Raw genomic sequence first — 15,478 nt, forward strand, 5'->3', positions numbered from 1 at the left:
CCGGCCGGTGCGCTGCGATTCATCGCTCCCGGTTGCGTGTGGCCGGGGCGCCCCGGCCGGGCTCATTCCAGCCCGGGCAGGGGGGCCACGCCGTGGTTCCAGCGCACCATTCGTCTGGTCTTGCCGGTCTCGATGCGGGGAAAGTGGTTGGGCCCGAGCACCCGCACGGTGCAGGAAAGCCCGAGGTGCTGCAGCACCGCGTGCTCCAGGTCGCGCCGGAGACGTCCCGCGTCCTCGTGGGCGTCGCGGGTCTCCAGCGCCACCAGCAACTCGGGCTGCCCCGGGTCGCGCCGGTCCTCGACCACCAGGTAGTGCGGTGCGACCCGGGGATCGGCGAGCACCACGGACTCGATCTCGACGGGGAAGACGGTCACACCCCGGATCGTCATCCGGTCCTCCGTCGTGCCGAGCACGCGACTCATCCGCCGGAGCGTGCGGGGCGCGTCGGGTTCCGGCGGGTGCAGGGTCGCGATATCGCCGGTGCGGTAGCGCAGTAGTGGCATGCCCGTCTTGGTCAGCGTGGTGAACACGAGTTCGCCTCGCGTGCCGTCGGGCAGCGGTGTCCCGTCCGGGGCGACGACCTCCGGGTAGAAGTGGTCCTCGGCGATGTTGAGCAGCCCGCCCGAGTCCAGGGATTCGCAGGCGACGCCTGGTCCGATGATCTCGGTGATTCCGTAGATGTCGAGGGCGCGCAGCCCGAGCAGTTCCTCGATCTCGTCGCGCATCCGCGTGGTCCACGGTTCCGCACCGAACAGCCCCACTCGCGGTGAGAGCTGCCCGGGGGCGATCCCGGTCGCCCGGAACGACTCGCCCAGGTAGATCGCGTAGGAGGGAGTGCAGCACAGCACGTCGGGTCGCAGGTCGAGGACCATCCGCAGCTGCCGGTCGGTCGCCCCGCTGGAGGCGGGCAGCGCGGTGGCGCCCAGCCGCATCGCCCCGTAGTGCATGCCCAGGCCACCGGTGAACAAGCCGTAGCCGAAGGCGGAGTGCACGCTGCTGCGCCGGGTCGTGCCCGCGCCGGCGAGCGCCCTCGCCATCACCTCGGTCCATACGTGCACGTCGTGGGCGGTGTAGGGCACCAGCGTTATCTCCCCGTGTGTGCCGGAGGAACCGTGCACGGCCACGATGTCGTCGGCGCGGGAGGCGCGGAGCCCGTACGGGTAGTGCTCCGCCAAGTCCCGCTTGTCGACGGTCGGTAACCGGTGCAGGTCGCCCAGGCGCACATCGGCCCCGCTGTCCACCCCGTGCTCGCGCAGCCGGTCCGCTTGGAGCCCGCCGACCACCAACAGCCGATCGATCAGCCGCTGCAGCCGGGTTTCCTGCAGCGCACGGCGGCGTTGCGGATCGACCGCCTCGGCATCGGGGGCGAGGAGCGGCGGCGATGCGCGCTGTGAATGCGCCACCGCCCCGGTTTAGCACCCACCGGCACGAGCTGGGTAGCGCCAATGAGGGGACCCCCCTGCGAAGGGGCCGCTGGGGCTGTTGTAATCTATACAAGCACGCGGTGAACGGGAGAACGAAACCGAGAGCCGCAGGGGCGAACAACTGAAGACCGTAACATGGGGCTGTGGCGCAGCTGGTAGCGCACTTGACTGGCAGTCAAGGGGTCACGGGTTCGAATCCCGTCAGCTCCACCCAGATGACCAGGGCCGATGCTTCCGAGCATCGGCCCTGGTTCGTTGCTGCCTGTCTAACTGCCTGTCTATCGCAGCCAACTTTGCGGTGGTGGGCTATGCAGCGGGCTAGCTGCTGGCGCTTCCCATGGGTAGATCACGGCCTCGTGCCGTCCGCGCTATAGTGCGACGCCACATCCGCGATTGCTGTTGGGGGCACAACGTGGCGTGGCTGCGCAGTCCGCGAGTCTGGGGCCTTATTGCTGGAGTCACCGCCATTGTTGGTGGTGCCTTCCTAGTCATCAGGACCGGCATAGTTGACCTTGACAAGGGTGACCAGGTCGCCAGCATGGTCGGCGCTGTCGCCGGTCTTGCTGCTGTTGCGTTCGCATTGCTGAACCAGCTTTTCCCCAGGTCACCTGCGCCAAAGAATTTTCCTTCGAAGGGTGAGGGAACGTCCTCGCCAGCGGCAGCCGAGCACCATGATGAGCCGAGGGGGGTTGAGCGTTCAGAGCTGGTCGCCCAGCAGGTGCTCAATGTAGCGAGCGATGCGGGTGTGGTCCTTCAAGCTGGAACTATCAATGGAAACGTCACTTTTCCCGTGCAGCCCAGAACAGATACCAGGCTAAGTGGAGTGCCAGCTCTGCCGAACACGCTGGTGGACCGTCGGGATGTTTCTGACCTGGTAGTGAATGCATTAGTCAAGGAACGGCCTCGCGATGTGGTCGCCTTGACAGGGGTTACCGGAGCCGGCGGCTTCGGAAAGACCACCGTTGCAAACGCGGTGGCCCGCGACGACAGGGTCACGTCGCGGTTTCCCGACGGAGTGCACTGGGTGACGCTCGGGGAGGAGGTCCGTGGCGCGGATCTAGCGCGCAGGATCAACGATCTGTCTGAGCTGGTCTCGGGTGCCCGGCCGCACTACACGGAACCCGAACAAGCTGGTCAGCACCTTGGGGCGGTGTTGGAGGGCAAACGATGTCTGCTTGTGATCGATGATGTATGGCGATCCGCCCAGTTGGAGCCGTTTCTTATTGGCGGCCTGTCGTGTAGGCGATTGGTGACTACGCGGGTGCAGGGAGTGCTCCCGGCTGACACGGTCCCGGTGACCGTGGATGCGATGACTCCGGAGCAGTCGCGCGAGTTGCTGGCGGAAGGTCTGGACAGCAGCGGTGTGGACTGGAAGCCATTGGTGTTGCGGACCGGGCGCTGGCCGTTGCTTATGGCACTAGCTAATCGTGCGATACACCGGTACGTACGCCGTGGATTGTCAGCCGAGGAAGCGGTAACGCGTGTGAATGACCGGCTTTCTTCTAGAGGGCCGGTTGCGTTGGACGTCGCCAATGCCGACCAGCGTCGGCTCGCGGTGGCAAACACGGTCGAGGTCAGCCTATCGCTATTGGCTGAGGACGATCCACGATGGCTGGACCGGTATCTTGAGTTGGCCGTGTTCGCTGAGGACGACGTCATTGGTCAGGAGACTCTGGAGACCTACTGGGGTCACACCGCGGGTCTGGGCGCTGCCGAGGTCGAAGAACTCTGCCTACAGTTGTTCGATCTGTCCTTGGTGTCGAGATACAAACTTGATCGTGAACAGCAGTGCCTTTGGCTGCACGACGTAATGCGGGAGTACGTGCGCCATCGTGCTGTTGCGGACCTGCCCGATTATCACCAGGCGCTACTGGGCGCCTATCGTGTGGGACTGGCGACATTGAATGGGCGTACTGAGTGGTGGGGGCTACCGAGTACTGAGCCGTATATGTGGTCGGCGCTATCACGCCACCTTCATCACGCTGGGTTTACCACCGAACTTAACAATACTGTTTGTGATTTTCGGTGGATCACCGCTGTTCTACATCGAGACAGCCCTGCAGCGGTGGAACGCGATATCGGCTACGCCACTGGAATAAACGCTTTGGCGCTGCGGCGCGCAATCGCCCAGAATGCTCACCTGCTACATCCAATGGAGCCGGCTAATACCTTAGCGCCAACCCTACTGTCGCGGCTGCACGGTTACCCAGAATTAGCCGACTACCTCACTGCTGCTTCGGCAACCATCCCCCGCCCCTTTCTGGCTGCCATCGCGGCGCTTCCCGACAGCGCTGACCCGGCCCTGGAACGGGTACTGCCGGTCCACAACGGCCGGGTCGCGTCAGTAGCGATTAGTCCAGACGACAGTTGGCTGGCCACCGTTGGCCACGGGGCCGTGCGGTTGTGGGATTTCGACGGCGTGGAGATCGCCGCATTCACCATTCCCGCTGGGGCTGACGAGTTGTTGGCGATTAGTCCAGACCGGAGCTGGCTTGCCACCGGCGGGAGTGATGGGACCGTACGGTTGTGGAATGTCGACGGCAGCCACCGCCTTACCCTCACTGGACATGCTCAAGGGGTGGCTTCGTTGGCGATCAGCCCGGACGGTGCGTGGTTAGCCACCGCTGCCCATGACGGCACGGTGCGGTTGTGGTTGGCTGACGGCACCGAGCTCGCCACCTTGATCGGAGCGACCGGCACGGTCAGCTCGTTGGCGATCAGCCCAGACGGTGCGTGGTTAGCCACTGCTAGCCACGACGACACGGTGAGGTTGTGGTGGGCCGACGGCACACACCGTTCAACATTCACTGTCCGAACCCGTACGGGCAGGCATATGGCGATTAGTCCGTACAGCACTTGGATCGCCATTATTGGCGATTCTTACACTGTGCATATTTGGGGTGTCGACGGGTCCCGCCGCACTACATTCACGGGCCACATGAACACGGTTTGGCCTGTCGCAATTAGCCCGGATGGCGCGTGGTTATCTACTGGAGATGAGGATGGGACGGTGCGGCTGTGGCGTCCCGATGGCACCGAACTTGTCACCCTGGCTGGCCATGTCGGCACGGTCAGCTCTATAGCGATTAGTCCGGACGGCGATTGGCTGGCCACAGTGGGCGACGACGCCGTTCGATTGTGGCGAGTCGATCGCACGGATCACTCAACCTTCGGTCGCTATACCGGCACGGTTGATGCGGTAGCAATTAGCCCGGACGGCCGTTGGCTTGCCACCGGCGGCGAAGATGGAACCGTGCGGTTGTGGAGTGTCGAGGGTGATGAACTCGCCAGCTTCGCTGGCCATGTTGGCCCCGCCCGTTCCGTGGCGATCAGTCCGGACGGTAGGTGGTTAGCTTCCGGTGGCCATGACGGGATGGTGCAGTTGTGGTGGGCTGATCGCACTAACCAAACGGGTTTTCTTGGCCACGCTGGCTCGGTTCGATCTGTGGCGATAAGCTCGGACAGCACCTGGTTCGCCACCGGTGGTGACGATGGGATGGTGCGGTTGTGGGGTGACGATGGTTCCCACCTCGCTACTTTCACCGGTCATAAGAACTGGGTTCACTCGGTGGCGATCAGTCCTGATGACACATGGGTGGCGGCAGCTAGCGCCGATGAAACCGTTCGGTTGTGGCGTACCGACGGCACCGAGATTGCTACCCTGACCGGACATGTAGATGCCGTCGGCTCGGTGGATATCTGCTCTGACGGGACCTGGCTCGCCACGAGTGGAGACGACGGAGCCATTCGGCTGTGGGGTTCTGATGGAACGGAACTTGACCTTCTCGAAGTCCAAGCCGACCATGTCTGGTCGGTGACGATCAGCCCAGATGGGACGTGGCTCGCCACGTATAGTAACGATAAAACCGTGAGGCTGTGGGAGTCGGCAACTGGTAGGTGCGTCTCGGCGTTGAGGACATCCGAAAGCTGTGAGCACGGTGTTTGGTTCCCCGACGGTTCCGGATTTGCTGCGGTAGGGGAGAGAGGGATCTTTCTTTTTCGGTTGGAGGTCTGATCCGTACGTAGCTCTATGGACTGCAGATTTCGCACCGAACTATATGTAGGGGGACTGGAGCCGAAGTAGAACAACGCGGGCCCCAGTCCTCGAAGAACCCTCCTACTTCTTCCTTTTAGCGTTCTCGAAAATGCTGTCCATTGCAGTTGCTCCTTCGGCGATGACCGGTCGGATCTGCTTCCGGTAGACCAACTCTGTAACCCGGGTTCCGCTGTGGCCGACCAGGCGGGCGATGTCTTCCAGGGAGACGCCGGATGCGGACATGATGGAGACGAAGCTGTGCCGCATCTCGCGGGGTGTCCACTGCTTTGGTTCAAGGCCGGCGGCTTTGACGACTCGTCGGAACGCTCGTCGAACGTTGTGGGCGTCGAGTTCTGTGCCGTTCACTGACGGGAAGACCAGCCCTGTGGGAGCCCACTGCCGACCTTGGCGTCGTGCCAGGTCGCGTTGACGAAGTCGGTGGAGTCGGAGCGCCACGACGCACCGGGCGGGGAGCGCCAAGGTACGCCGTGACTTCCTCGTCTTCGTGTCGCCGCCTTCGCGAACTGAGTGCCATACCTCGATCGAACGGGGGTTCGGAGGATCTGCATTCGGGTCACCGTCGAGGTCGACGTGATCCCAAGTCAGGGGGCGAAGCTCCTCTTGCCGAGCCCCGATCAACAGCGAGAGCACGATGTAGGCGTGCATGTTCGAGCTCTCTGACGCCTTCAGTACTGCCTCGGCCTGGTCGAGGGTGAGGGACTTCGACGGGCGTCCTTCCTGCCCTGCCGGGATCTCGCACAGCTCGACCACGTTGCGCATGACCTTGTCGCGTGCCTGGGCGTACCGGACGGCGCGGCTCAAGAGGGAGTGCAAGAGCCGCAGCGTCCGAGTGCTCAGCTGGATTGCTCGGTCCGCCAGCCATCGCTCCACATCCTCTGTAGACAGATCAACCAGCTTCCTCTTGCCCAGGTACGGGATCACGTGCATCTCGACGTTGTTCCGGTAGTTCTCGACTGTGGACTTGGACAGCCCACTCAGCCCGTAGGACAGCCAGCCTCGAACCGCATCCTCGACGGTGTAGCTACTCGGTGCAGGCTGTTTCTTCTCGCGGTTGTCAACGAGCTCCCGAAGCTTGTCCTTGGCCTCGGTCTTCGTAACTCCACTTGCGCTGCGAGTTTTGCGCTTGCCCGCAGCATCGAAACCAACCGTTACCCAGGCGATCCAACGTCGCCGTCCCTCGTGCCAGTGCAGGCCGCCTTCGCCTCGGCTACGCCGCTTCGCCATTGCCGTCCTCCTGAGCTTCCTTTTCGAGCAGTTCCACGTAGTCGGTGAGGGCAGACGCTGGGATGAGGCGGGTGGCGCCCTGGGTGACGGAGCGGAGCCGACCGGAGCGAAGCTGTTCGTAGATGGTCGATCGACTCAGCGCGAGCAGAACCATCGCTTCGCGGACCGGGTACAGCAGGCGTTGTGGGACGCCCTCAGCCGAGAAGTGCGCGGTGGTCATGCGATCCCCCCCTGGTGTTGATGGTGCGTGGGGTAGCCGTCCCAGCCGTCCCATCCGTCCCAATGCAGGTCAGGATGGGACGGCTTGGGTTGCTGGGACGGCTTTTGCCGTCCCAAGGGACTGGGCCGGTGATCTGGGTGGGACGGCTTGAGCCGTCCCAGTCGGTGTTGCCGTCCCGCGCTGACATGGGCTGGGACGCTTGGGACGGCTGGGACGCCTCCCCCGCAGGGGACTCAGGCGGGCAGTAGCGCGCTCAGGCGTCGGCGAAGTCGGCGCGGCGGTAGCCCTTGGCCTGAGATCGTCGGGGAACCGGACGTTTGCTGACCTCACCTCGAACTCGGCGAGCAGCTTGGACAGCTTCGCCGGGCTCAACCCGCCAGGCCCGTAGTCGCGCCACGGGGCTTCGAGGTCGGAGTTGAGCTGCCGGAGCAGATCAGCGGTGGAGATGACCTGCGCGTCGTTGAACGCGGTGCGGCAGTCGATCAGCAGCCGAGTGCGGATGGTGCCCTGGTCGTTGTCGGTGGCTTCGGCCAAGAGGTCAACCGCGGCTTGGCGTGCGCGGTCCGGCCAGCTGCCGCCGGCGTGGTCTGCCACTGCGATCAGTGGTTCCCAGGTGTCGGCCGCTCGGTCTTCCAGCGGCATTTCCGGTTCGGCGCGTTCGAGAACGTTGAGGTCGCCGCGAAGCCAGGCGGTCAGCTGGTCGCCCAAGTGCGTCAGGGCCGGACGGTCGCGGCGGTGTCGGTAGGGCGAGACCGACTCGCCCGGAGCGCGTCGCCGCATCCGGACGACCACGGCGCGGTCCTCAATGGTGTCGGGCATAGCTCCGATGCCAGCCAACGCGGCCATGGCGAACGTGGGGATGGCCTCGACCTTGCGAGTGTTGGCGTCGAACCGGATCGCCGGACGGTTGCGCTGGTGGCCGGCGTTGAGCAGACCTCGCAGGTCCTCGTTGCTCGCGGCCTCGGCACCGAAAATCGTGTCGGCTTCGTCCACCAGCATCGTGGGCGGGTCGTCGGTGATGGAGTGGTAGATCGCCGAGGGCGAGGCGTTGACGGTGATCAGCGGCTCGTAGCAGACGGCCTCGACTACATCTAGCAACCGTGACTTCCCGCAGCGCTTTTCCGGTGCGCGGATCACCAGACGCGGGGCGTGTGCCCATGCCGCCTGGGCGTGGGTCGCGGCGATCCACAGCACGACGGCGTCCACCGCCTGCGGGCTGGGCAGGATGACGTAGCGGGTCAGCGCGGTGTGCAGCTGGTCCAGTAGCCCGGCGCCGTTGGGTTGAGACGTCATTGGACTACCTCCTTCCGAGCTAGTGGTCATGCGATGCGGTTTCCGAGGCCGTGCAGGGATTCCGGACCGTCGTGTTCCGCGCTCCCAACCCCGGAGGGCGTTGCGTCGGGCGGCGGCGGGTTCGAGGGGCTTGCCGGTGCGCTCACGTCGGCGCAGCGCTGCGGCTGTGAGGGCGTCGATCGCCTCGGTTGCCGTCCAGGGGGCGGTGTCGTGGGTGGCGAGGTTGGCCAATCGGCGAGCGGCGGCGTAGACCAGGCGCCAGCGCTCTCCTGGTTCGGTTTCGACCTTGGTCAGCTGGCCTGCCCAGACGCGCTGCCAGTAGCCCGGAGCGTGATCACCCGGCCGGGCTGCCGAGAGGTTGGGAGCTGCCGGTGCCGGTGTGGCCGGGGGTGTGACTCGGGCTCGCAGCCAGGCGGGCAGCTCGGCGATCTCAGCGGTCGTTGAGATCCGGCTGTAGGCGCCGGCAGCGTCCTCCGGGGGTGTTGTGATGCTGGTTCCGGGAGCGACGACGTAGCCGCCTTGAGCACGGACGTCGATCTGATGTCCTACTCGGCCGGTGGCGTCGCTAGGCACGTCCAGACCGATCGGTGCGCGGAAGTACAGGTGCCGGCCACCGGAGGGTGTGGCGACGGTGAGCGTGGCCGGCCACGGCGCTCCGGCGGCGGTGGCCAGGGCATCGAGGGCTTCCAACCCGTTGCCGACCAGGCTGGGCACGTCGTGCGCGGCCGGGGCTGGTGCCTTGTCCTTGCAGTCGAGGTCGAGCACGACCAGGCCGGACGGGCCCGTGGCGATGCCGACCCCGGCGCGGGGCGTGCGGGTCCACCACTGCCGGATTAGCTCTGGCTCGGTGGTGGCTGCCAGTAGCCCGTGGCAGGGCCGTTCTGCGCTCAGGCACCGGCAGGCGGCCAGTGCGGCGTGGCCGGCCTTGCAGTGCACGCAGTTGGCCATCGGTCGCTTGCTGAACGGGCGCAGCGGGAAGACGTGCATTCCGTGAGCGGCGAGCCAGCTGGCGATGGTGAGGTTCGTAGTCATAGCAGCCCCTTTCAGTCGTGGTGGTTGGCGCGGTGGACGCGGCGGGCGGCGTTGATGGCCTTGCGGCCGGTACGTAGGCGGAGTCCGGTGCCGTGGCAGGGCGCGCAGAGCCGGAGGGCGCGCAGGAATGGGGAGCGCAATGTGCCGGTGCCTCGGCAGGTACGGCAGGTCTTGAACGGCCAGAACCAGCACGTCACGAAGTAACCGAACGTGACCATTAGAAGTAGAGCGATCGTGGGTGGGCTAGCGAAGTCGGTGGGGGTCACAGGTGGCCTCCGGGACTGTTTTTGGACGCACTGGCCCGCAGCGCGCTAGGAGCTAGTGCGCTGGTCAGTGGGAATGGGGTTTGCTAGCGGGGCCGCTAGGTCTAGCGGGCTGGCCGGCTAGACCTAGCGGCGTTGTGGGGCTTAACCAGCGCCCCACCCTTGGTCACGATTCGTATAGGTTTCGGCGACGTCAGCGCGATGGAAGCCCCGCCGGTTTCGGCCCGTGCCGTGCTCGTCGGTGCCCCAGATCTGGCGGTTGGCCCGCACCCCGTGGCGCTTGAGCGCGGCGGTCAGCTCGTCGGCTTCCCACTGGCCGTAGATCTCCGGGCGCAGCTCCGCGAGCCGGGAAATCGCGGTTTCGTTCCACACCTTCGCCTCGGTCTCGGCGAACACCGCGAGGATGTCTTCGAGCAACGTGTCCTTGCGGCTGGCCTGCTCGGTTTCGGACACGTCGCCGATGGCGTGCCCCGTGAGGGTTCCGGCCTGTTCGCGGAGGGTGCGGGCGTAGGCGGCGACCTTCTCCGAAGCCGGGCCGTCCAGGCCAGCGACGGTACGCACGATCTGGGCGTCGGAGCCTTCGCCGACGAGGTAGCCGATGCCCTTGTCGGCCCAGGCGAACGTGGTGGCCCGCACGCCCTGCTTGTACTTGCTGGTGCCGAGGACCACGTTGTTTTCGGTCTGGCCCTGCACCTTCAGGCAGAAGCGGGTGGAGACGTTGGCGCTGATGCCGGTGGGCAGGCTCTTGGCGTCGGGGCGCTGGGTGGCCAGCATGATGATGATCCCCAACGCGGGGCCGCGTTTGACCAGGTCAGTGCAGATAGCTTCGAACTCCTCGCCGTGGTCGGGGTGTTCGAACCACACCTGGCACTCATCCACCCCGATCACGATCGGATGCAGCCCGAGGCTCTTCTTGCCGGCCAACTCCGGGGTGACCTTGTTCTCCGGCGCCAAGCCCTGCTTGGCCAGGTCCCGGATCAGCTTCGCCCGCCTGCGCAACTCGTCGCGGAGTTTCCGCAGGTCCGTGAGGGCCTTCTCGATCTCCTCGTCGTCGTCACCGACGCCGTGAGCGTGGGTGACCTTCTCCAGGGGGTCGAGGTCACCGGTGCCCTTGAGGTCGTAGGTGTGCAGCTCGGCACGCGGGTCGAGGGCGGCGATGAGCAACAGCTCGCGCAGCGCGAAGGTTTTGCCCATGCGCGGGATCGCCCCGATCGCCACCGAGGTGAACATCAGGCGCAGGTCCACCCACCGGCCGCGCTGGTCGGTGCCGAAGGGCTGCGGCTGGAACAGGTCGACCTTGACGCCCCTGCGCAGCGCCCAGACGGGCTGCTTGGCCTTGCGCATGTCCTGATCCCCCACCCACAGGATCAGGCGGCCGGCGTGCTCGGAGTTGTCAGCCTCCGGCCACACACAGCCCAGCGGCCGACGCAGACCACTGGCGAGCTTTTCCCGGCGATCCATGATGTCCCCAGGCGTGACGCCGTGGGGCAGGTCCACATCGGCGCGCCAGCCCTTGCCATCTCGGGAAATGGGCTTCGGGAAGCCGATCCCGACCCCGCCTTTGGCCATCGCCTGGTTGATACCGGAGATTCCCAGGGAGCCGAGGGCGATTTCGACGGCGTTGCTGGTCAACTTCGGCACCTTGGTCGCCTCCACCGCCCGGGAGGCGATCGGCTGATCCGCCGGTGCTCCCAACCAGCCCACCGCGCCGAGAGCCCCGGCCACGATCGCGTACTGCACCAGCTCCGGCAGGATCGCCCGGCCGAGGAAGAACGCTGCCAACGCGGCCGCGCCCAGGCCGGCGCTGGCGTAGACCCGGCCTCGCACGCGGCCATCACGCTGGCTGGACAGGCGCAGGTACTCGGCGGCGTCGGCGCGGTCAGCGGCCGCGTGGCGAACGGGCCGGCCTTCGGCGTCGGTCACCCACCGCAGGAAACCGCCCAGCAGGCGCAGCGTGCCTTGGGGAACCCGCATCAGGATTCGGCCGAGGTAGACCGGGCAGCGCACCGCGTGGAACGCCAGGGTGTGGCCCGCGTAGCCCACGGCCCAGCGGGCGGTTTCGCGGAATTCGTCGAGGTCGCTGGCCCACTTGGGCAGCACTGGTGCCCGCTTCTCGTGGCGGACCAGGCTCGACCCCGTCTCCGTGGCGGTCTGGTCTACCTGTGGGGCCCGGTCGAGGTCGTCGACCAGCTCCGCCTCGATGACCCGCGATTCCGCCTCGCTGCCGCTGGCGGTCTGGTCAGGCTGGAGGCGTTCGGAGGGAAAACGCAGCACCTGCGCCTGCCCGCCCTCGGCCGCCTCGTGCTCGGTGGCGTCGTGCTTGGGGTTCTGCGGCTGCTCGGTCATGGCTGCACCTCCCGGGAGTTGTCTTTGATCAGGTGGGCCAGGCCGGCACCCATGCCCAGCACCGCCACCGGCAGGCAGGCCACGGCAGCGGTGATCAGCCAGGGGGCGGAGGTCATGCCGGCGGCCTTCATCAGGTGGAAAGCGATCTGCCCCAACGCCCCCAGCAGCAGCGAGCCCAGCGCGGAGTACTTCGCGAACCGGCAGGCACGCGGCGGGACCTGGCCGGAAAGCCAGACCCGCAGGGCGTAGGCGGCGTAGGTCTCCACACCGATCGGCAGCGTGATCGCGGTATTGATCGCGAACCCATCCGCGATCCCAGGCAGCGGATGCACGATCCCGAACCCGGTCAGCTGACCGAGTCCGACCCAGCCCGACCAGATCGCCACGAAGGCCGGCAGCGCCAGCAGCATCACCGGCCACACCGCAATCGGCTTCACCGTCTGCTCGTCGGCGGGTTCGGCCGGGTCTGTAGCCGTGGTGATCGGCTCAGACGGCTCCTCACGCACCAGCTCCGGAGCCTCGGCGGGAACCGGCTCAGACTCAGCCACCGGTTCCACCTCGGTGGACTCAGGATCGGTCGTGGCGGGTTCGTCGTCGTGGGTCTCGGTGGGCTCGGTCTCGGCCGGAGCAGGTTCGGCCACCACGTGCAGCCCCGCCGGGTTGGAAGCCTTCGCCGGGGTCTCCCGGGCCAGGTGATCCAGGATCTCGCGGGCCTTCGGCGCACCGATCCGAAGCTCGGCCATGAGCTGGTTGCGGCTCGGCGTCCGGCCCAGCTCCTCGACCAGCTGGCGGGCCTGCGGCAGCAGCTCTGCCACCGGCACCGGGTAGGCACTCTTCGCGGTCGTCATCGGCTCACCCCCGAAGGAAGCCGCGGGGCTGGCACCCGAACACCCAGCCCGTCGACGACGGCCATCACCAGGCGCAGCAGCACACCCAGGCCAAACCATCCGAGACCGACCGTGCGGGCGATACCCGAGGCCACAGCCAGGGCCAACAGCACGACCACCGGCGAGACGGTCAGGACGGTGAACCGCAGCAGGCCAGCCACAGCCAGCAGAGCCAACGGCAGGACCACGAGCACGGTGAACTCAATGAGCAGATTCAGCAAACCGATGACCAGGGTTTTCACCGCACACCCCCACCGAGGCTGGTGGCGATCCGTAGCATCAGAGATCTCCTAACGGTTTCGTGATCGGTGGGAGACCCGGCCCAGCAGGCGTTCTTGGCGGAGCGGTGCTGCTGGGCCGGGACATCAGTTCAGAAGCTGGTGGGCGTAGGACTCAGCGAGTTCGGTGGTGCGCTTGACGAGCAAGGGCTTGCCAGTGACCTGGGAACGCCACGGACCTGTCTTCCCTTTAAGGCCCTTGCGCTCCATTTCCAGGTACTCGGGCGTCGGGATCTCGTGACCGTGCGGCGGAGCCGCGTCGATCTCGTCGCGGTAGGCACCGCACTCGCAAGTCCAGCGCACCGTCATCCCCGTGATCTGCTCGCCACTACTGGGCTTGTGTTCACCACAGGTCAGCTCTCTCCGCCGCCGATCGCCCTTGGGCCCGCCTCCGGTCGACCACTGCGGATCGGGCTTCTGCGGCCACAACCAGCTCAGCGGGCCGGTCACGCCGCCTCCCCCGCGTCGGAGGTCGCATCCACCTCGGCGGTGATCAGCCGCAACGCAGCGCCGACCTCTCGACGCTCATAGCGACGAAGCCGGGTGCGTTCCCCTGCTCCCAGCTCCGACCAGGCAAACGGCGTGTCCGGCAGCTCGACCTCCCCCAACTCCTCAGCGATGACCTGCTCCCAGTAGCTCTGCACCGCCTGCTGCTCGAACTCGTCGAGCTCGACCTCGCAAAAAGCGAGCTCAGCGCCAACCGAGAGCTTGTCCAGGTCCTTCATCTCCAACCTCCGATGTCTTGCGACATTTTCAATGTCTCAAGACATTAAGGCGCAGGGGTGCCCCTGTCAACCTGATGTCTTAAGACAAACCGCGTACGCTGATCGCGTGGCAACTGACGAGGACAAACGCCCAGCCAGCCGACACGTGGCCGAAGCCCTGCAAGGGCGGATCAGCGCCGGCGAATTCGGACCCGGCGATCAGCTGCCGACCTACCGGCAGCTGGCCTCCGAGTACGACGTGGCGGTCAACACCGCGTTGGCCGCTGTTCGCGTGCTCCGCGACGCCGGCACCGTGACGATCCGACCGAATGCCGGCGCCTACGTGCGCGATGCCTCGGAAGAGGTCGATATCGCTGCTGAGCTGAACCAGGCGCGGGCCGAGCTGGGAGAACTTCGCGAGGCCGCGCAACGGTTCGAAACGAACCTCGGCTCCCTGGAAGGCCGGATCGCCTCGCTCGCCTCCCGCTTGGACGAGACGCAGTAGCGCGTTCAAGGCCGCCGTCATGCCATGAGTCCCTGGAAGAACTGGGCCATGCCGTTGACGAGGGCGATGAAGAGCTCGAACGCGCCCTTGACCCAAACCGCCGACTCGGCCGGGTGCTTCACGATGAGGACCAGGACCGCGAAGGTGATGACCGCACCGATGAGCTTGGGCATGATGCCGCCGCCGGTCTGGACTCCGGGGAACGCCTGCTTCGCCATGACTTTCTCCTTCTCGCTTGGGACTTTTCGTGTGCCCGTTCCGCTGACAGATCCAGATTGCGGCCCAAGCGAGCTGTGAAGAACTGCCCCTGAACGCCCCTTGCTGAACCACCGCTGAACCGGCGCCCCTGAACCAGCGCTGAACTTCGGTTCCGTTGAAGTTCAGAATTGGCTCGTCAGCTGACAAGCTGGGATGCATGCAGCTCAACGGCACTCCGCCCGACCTGGAGCAGGTCAAGACCCTGGCCTTGACGAACTACGGTCACTTCACCTCGATGCGGGTCGAGGAAGGGTGCGTACGCGGGTTGTCCCACCACATGCAGCGGTTGGCGCGCGACTGCCGCCAGCTCTTCGACGTCGATCTCGACATCGAGCGTGTCCGGTACTTCCTCCGCCTGGCGCTCGAAGACGCGCCAGCGCTGACCACCGCACGCGTAACCATCTACGATCCCGCGCTTGGTCTGGGCACGATCGGCAAGGACGCCAACCCGAACGTGCTGGTCACAACCCGTGCGGCCTCGCCAGGGATCGCCTTACCCATGCGACTCCGCGCGATCTCCTATCTGCGCGACGATCCGCCGGTGAAGCACATCGGCCTGTACGCCGCACTCCGCCGACGCCGCATCGCCCAGCGAGACGGCTTCGATGACGTGCTGTTCCTCAACCCCAACGGCACGATCAGCGAGATCGCGACCTCGAACATCGGGTTCGTACGCGAGGGTCAGATCATCTGGCCCAAGTCGGAGTACCTGGCCGGCATCACCATGACGCTGCTTCAGCAGGAACTCGACGAGTCGATCGTGGTGGAGCCGGTGACGCTCTCCGACCTGAACGAGATGGATGCGATCTTCGCCACGAACGCCGCCACCGGCATCCGCGCCGTTACCGCTGTGGAGAGCAACGAATGGCCTGAACAGCACAAGGTCTTCGACGAGCTTCGCGGCCTGTACGCGGACATCCCCGGCGAAAGGGTGTAGGCGAGCGATCATGACGTTTAGGCTCCCCGGTGGAAGTCGCTAAAGGGGAG

At 65.9% G+C, this 15,478-nt stretch carries 14 protein-coding genes and 1 tRNA gene; 4 read left to right on the forward strand and 11 right to left on the reverse strand.

Going from position 1 to position 15,478, the window contains the following annotated elements; translation table 11 throughout:
• Window positions 1-62: 62 nt before the first annotated feature.
• Complete coding sequence (locus ACYVAN_RS08730) at window positions 63-1,403, reverse strand: phenylacetate--CoA ligase family protein (RefSeq protein ID WP_460957548.1); 1,341 nt, start codon at window positions 1,401-1,403, stop codon at window positions 63-65.
• A 158-nt stretch (window positions 1,404-1,561) separates the two neighbouring features.
• Between ACYVAN_RS08730 and ACYVAN_RS08735 the strand changes: the two genes are divergently transcribed.
• Both ACYVAN_RS08735 and ACYVAN_RS08740 read left to right on the forward strand, forming a co-directional pair.
• Window positions 1,562-1,634: transfer RNA gene (locus ACYVAN_RS08735), tRNA-Ala, on the forward strand.
• A gap of 202 nt (window positions 1,635-1,836) precedes the next feature.
• The gene (locus ACYVAN_RS08740) at window positions 1,837-5,439 is read left to right on the forward strand and encodes an NB-ARC domain-containing protein (protein ID WP_460957550.1); all 3,603 of its coding nucleotides are present in this window, start codon (window positions 1,837-1,839) and stop codon (window positions 5,437-5,439) included.
• A 102-nt stretch (window positions 5,440-5,541) separates the two neighbouring features.
• Here the strand turns inward: ACYVAN_RS08740 and ACYVAN_RS08745 are convergent, their stop codons facing one another.
• From ACYVAN_RS08745 to ACYVAN_RS08785, 9 genes are all read right to left on the reverse strand, one after another.
• On the reverse strand, window positions 5,542-6,705 hold the full coding sequence (locus ACYVAN_RS08745) for a site-specific integrase (RefSeq protein ID WP_460957552.1): 1,164 nt from the start codon (window positions 6,703-6,705) through the stop codon (window positions 5,542-5,544).
• Complete coding sequence (locus ACYVAN_RS08750; protein ID WP_460957554.1) at window positions 6,689-6,925, reverse strand: helix-turn-helix domain-containing protein; 237 nt, start codon at window positions 6,923-6,925, stop codon at window positions 6,689-6,691. Before ACYVAN_RS08750 ends, ACYVAN_RS08745 begins: the two co-directional genes overlap by 17 nt.
• Before the next feature lie 69 nt (window positions 6,926-6,994).
• The gene (locus ACYVAN_RS08755; protein WP_460957556.1) at window positions 6,995-9,250 is read right to left on the reverse strand and encodes a DUF3631 domain-containing protein; all 2,256 of its coding nucleotides are present in this window, start codon (window positions 9,248-9,250) and stop codon (window positions 6,995-6,997) included.
• A gap of 11 nt (window positions 9,251-9,261) precedes the next feature.
• Window positions 9,262-9,468 carry a hypothetical protein gene (locus ACYVAN_RS08760; protein ID WP_460957558.1) on the reverse strand — a complete coding sequence of 69 codons (207 nt, stop codon included), beginning with the start codon at window positions 9,466-9,468 and terminating at the stop codon, window positions 9,262-9,264.
• A 189-nt stretch (window positions 9,469-9,657) separates the two neighbouring features.
• The gene (locus ACYVAN_RS08765; protein ID WP_460957560.1) at window positions 9,658-11,859 is read right to left on the reverse strand and encodes a hypothetical protein; all 2,202 of its coding nucleotides are present in this window, start codon (window positions 11,857-11,859) and stop codon (window positions 9,658-9,660) included.
• The gene (locus ACYVAN_RS08770) at window positions 11,856-12,707 is read right to left on the reverse strand and encodes a hypothetical protein (RefSeq protein ID WP_460957562.1); all 852 of its coding nucleotides are present in this window, start codon (window positions 12,705-12,707) and stop codon (window positions 11,856-11,858) included. Before ACYVAN_RS08770 ends, ACYVAN_RS08765 begins: the two co-directional genes overlap by 4 nt.
• Window positions 12,704-12,988 (reverse strand): hypothetical protein, encoded by a 285-nt coding sequence (locus ACYVAN_RS08775; RefSeq protein ID WP_460957564.1) that lies wholly within the window; start codon window positions 12,986-12,988, stop codon window positions 12,704-12,706. The genes ACYVAN_RS08770 and ACYVAN_RS08775 overlap by 4 nt, the downstream gene beginning before the upstream one ends.
• Before the next feature lie 123 nt (window positions 12,989-13,111).
• The gene (locus ACYVAN_RS08780; RefSeq protein ID WP_460957566.1) at window positions 13,112-13,474 is read right to left on the reverse strand and encodes a hypothetical protein; all 363 of its coding nucleotides are present in this window, start codon (window positions 13,472-13,474) and stop codon (window positions 13,112-13,114) included.
• Window positions 13,471-13,749 (reverse strand): hypothetical protein, encoded by a 279-nt coding sequence (locus tag ACYVAN_RS08785; protein ID WP_460957568.1) that lies wholly within the window; start codon window positions 13,747-13,749, stop codon window positions 13,471-13,473. Before ACYVAN_RS08785 ends, ACYVAN_RS08780 begins: the two co-directional genes overlap by 4 nt.
• 106 nt (window positions 13,750-13,855) lie before the next feature.
• Between ACYVAN_RS08785 and ACYVAN_RS08790 the strand changes: the two genes are divergently transcribed.
• Entirely contained in the window at window positions 13,856-14,233 is a 378-nt protein-coding gene (locus ACYVAN_RS08790; protein ID WP_460957570.1) for a GntR family transcriptional regulator, read from the forward strand.
• 17 nt (window positions 14,234-14,250) lie between these two features.
• On the opposite strand, the gene ACYVAN_RS08795 is transcribed toward ACYVAN_RS08790, so the two are convergent.
• On the reverse strand, window positions 14,251-14,451 hold the full coding sequence (locus ACYVAN_RS08795; protein ID WP_460957572.1) for a hypothetical protein: 201 nt from the start codon (window positions 14,449-14,451) through the stop codon (window positions 14,251-14,253).
• 197 nt (window positions 14,452-14,648) lie between these two features.
• Between ACYVAN_RS08795 and ACYVAN_RS08800 the strand changes: the two genes are divergently transcribed.
• Window positions 14,649-15,428 (forward strand): aminotransferase class IV family protein, encoded by a 780-nt coding sequence (locus ACYVAN_RS08800; protein ID WP_460957574.1) that lies wholly within the window; start codon window positions 14,649-14,651, stop codon window positions 15,426-15,428.
• Window positions 15,429-15,478 lie beyond the last annotated feature (50 nt).

The organism is Parasphingorhabdus pacifica, assembly GCF_054779195.1.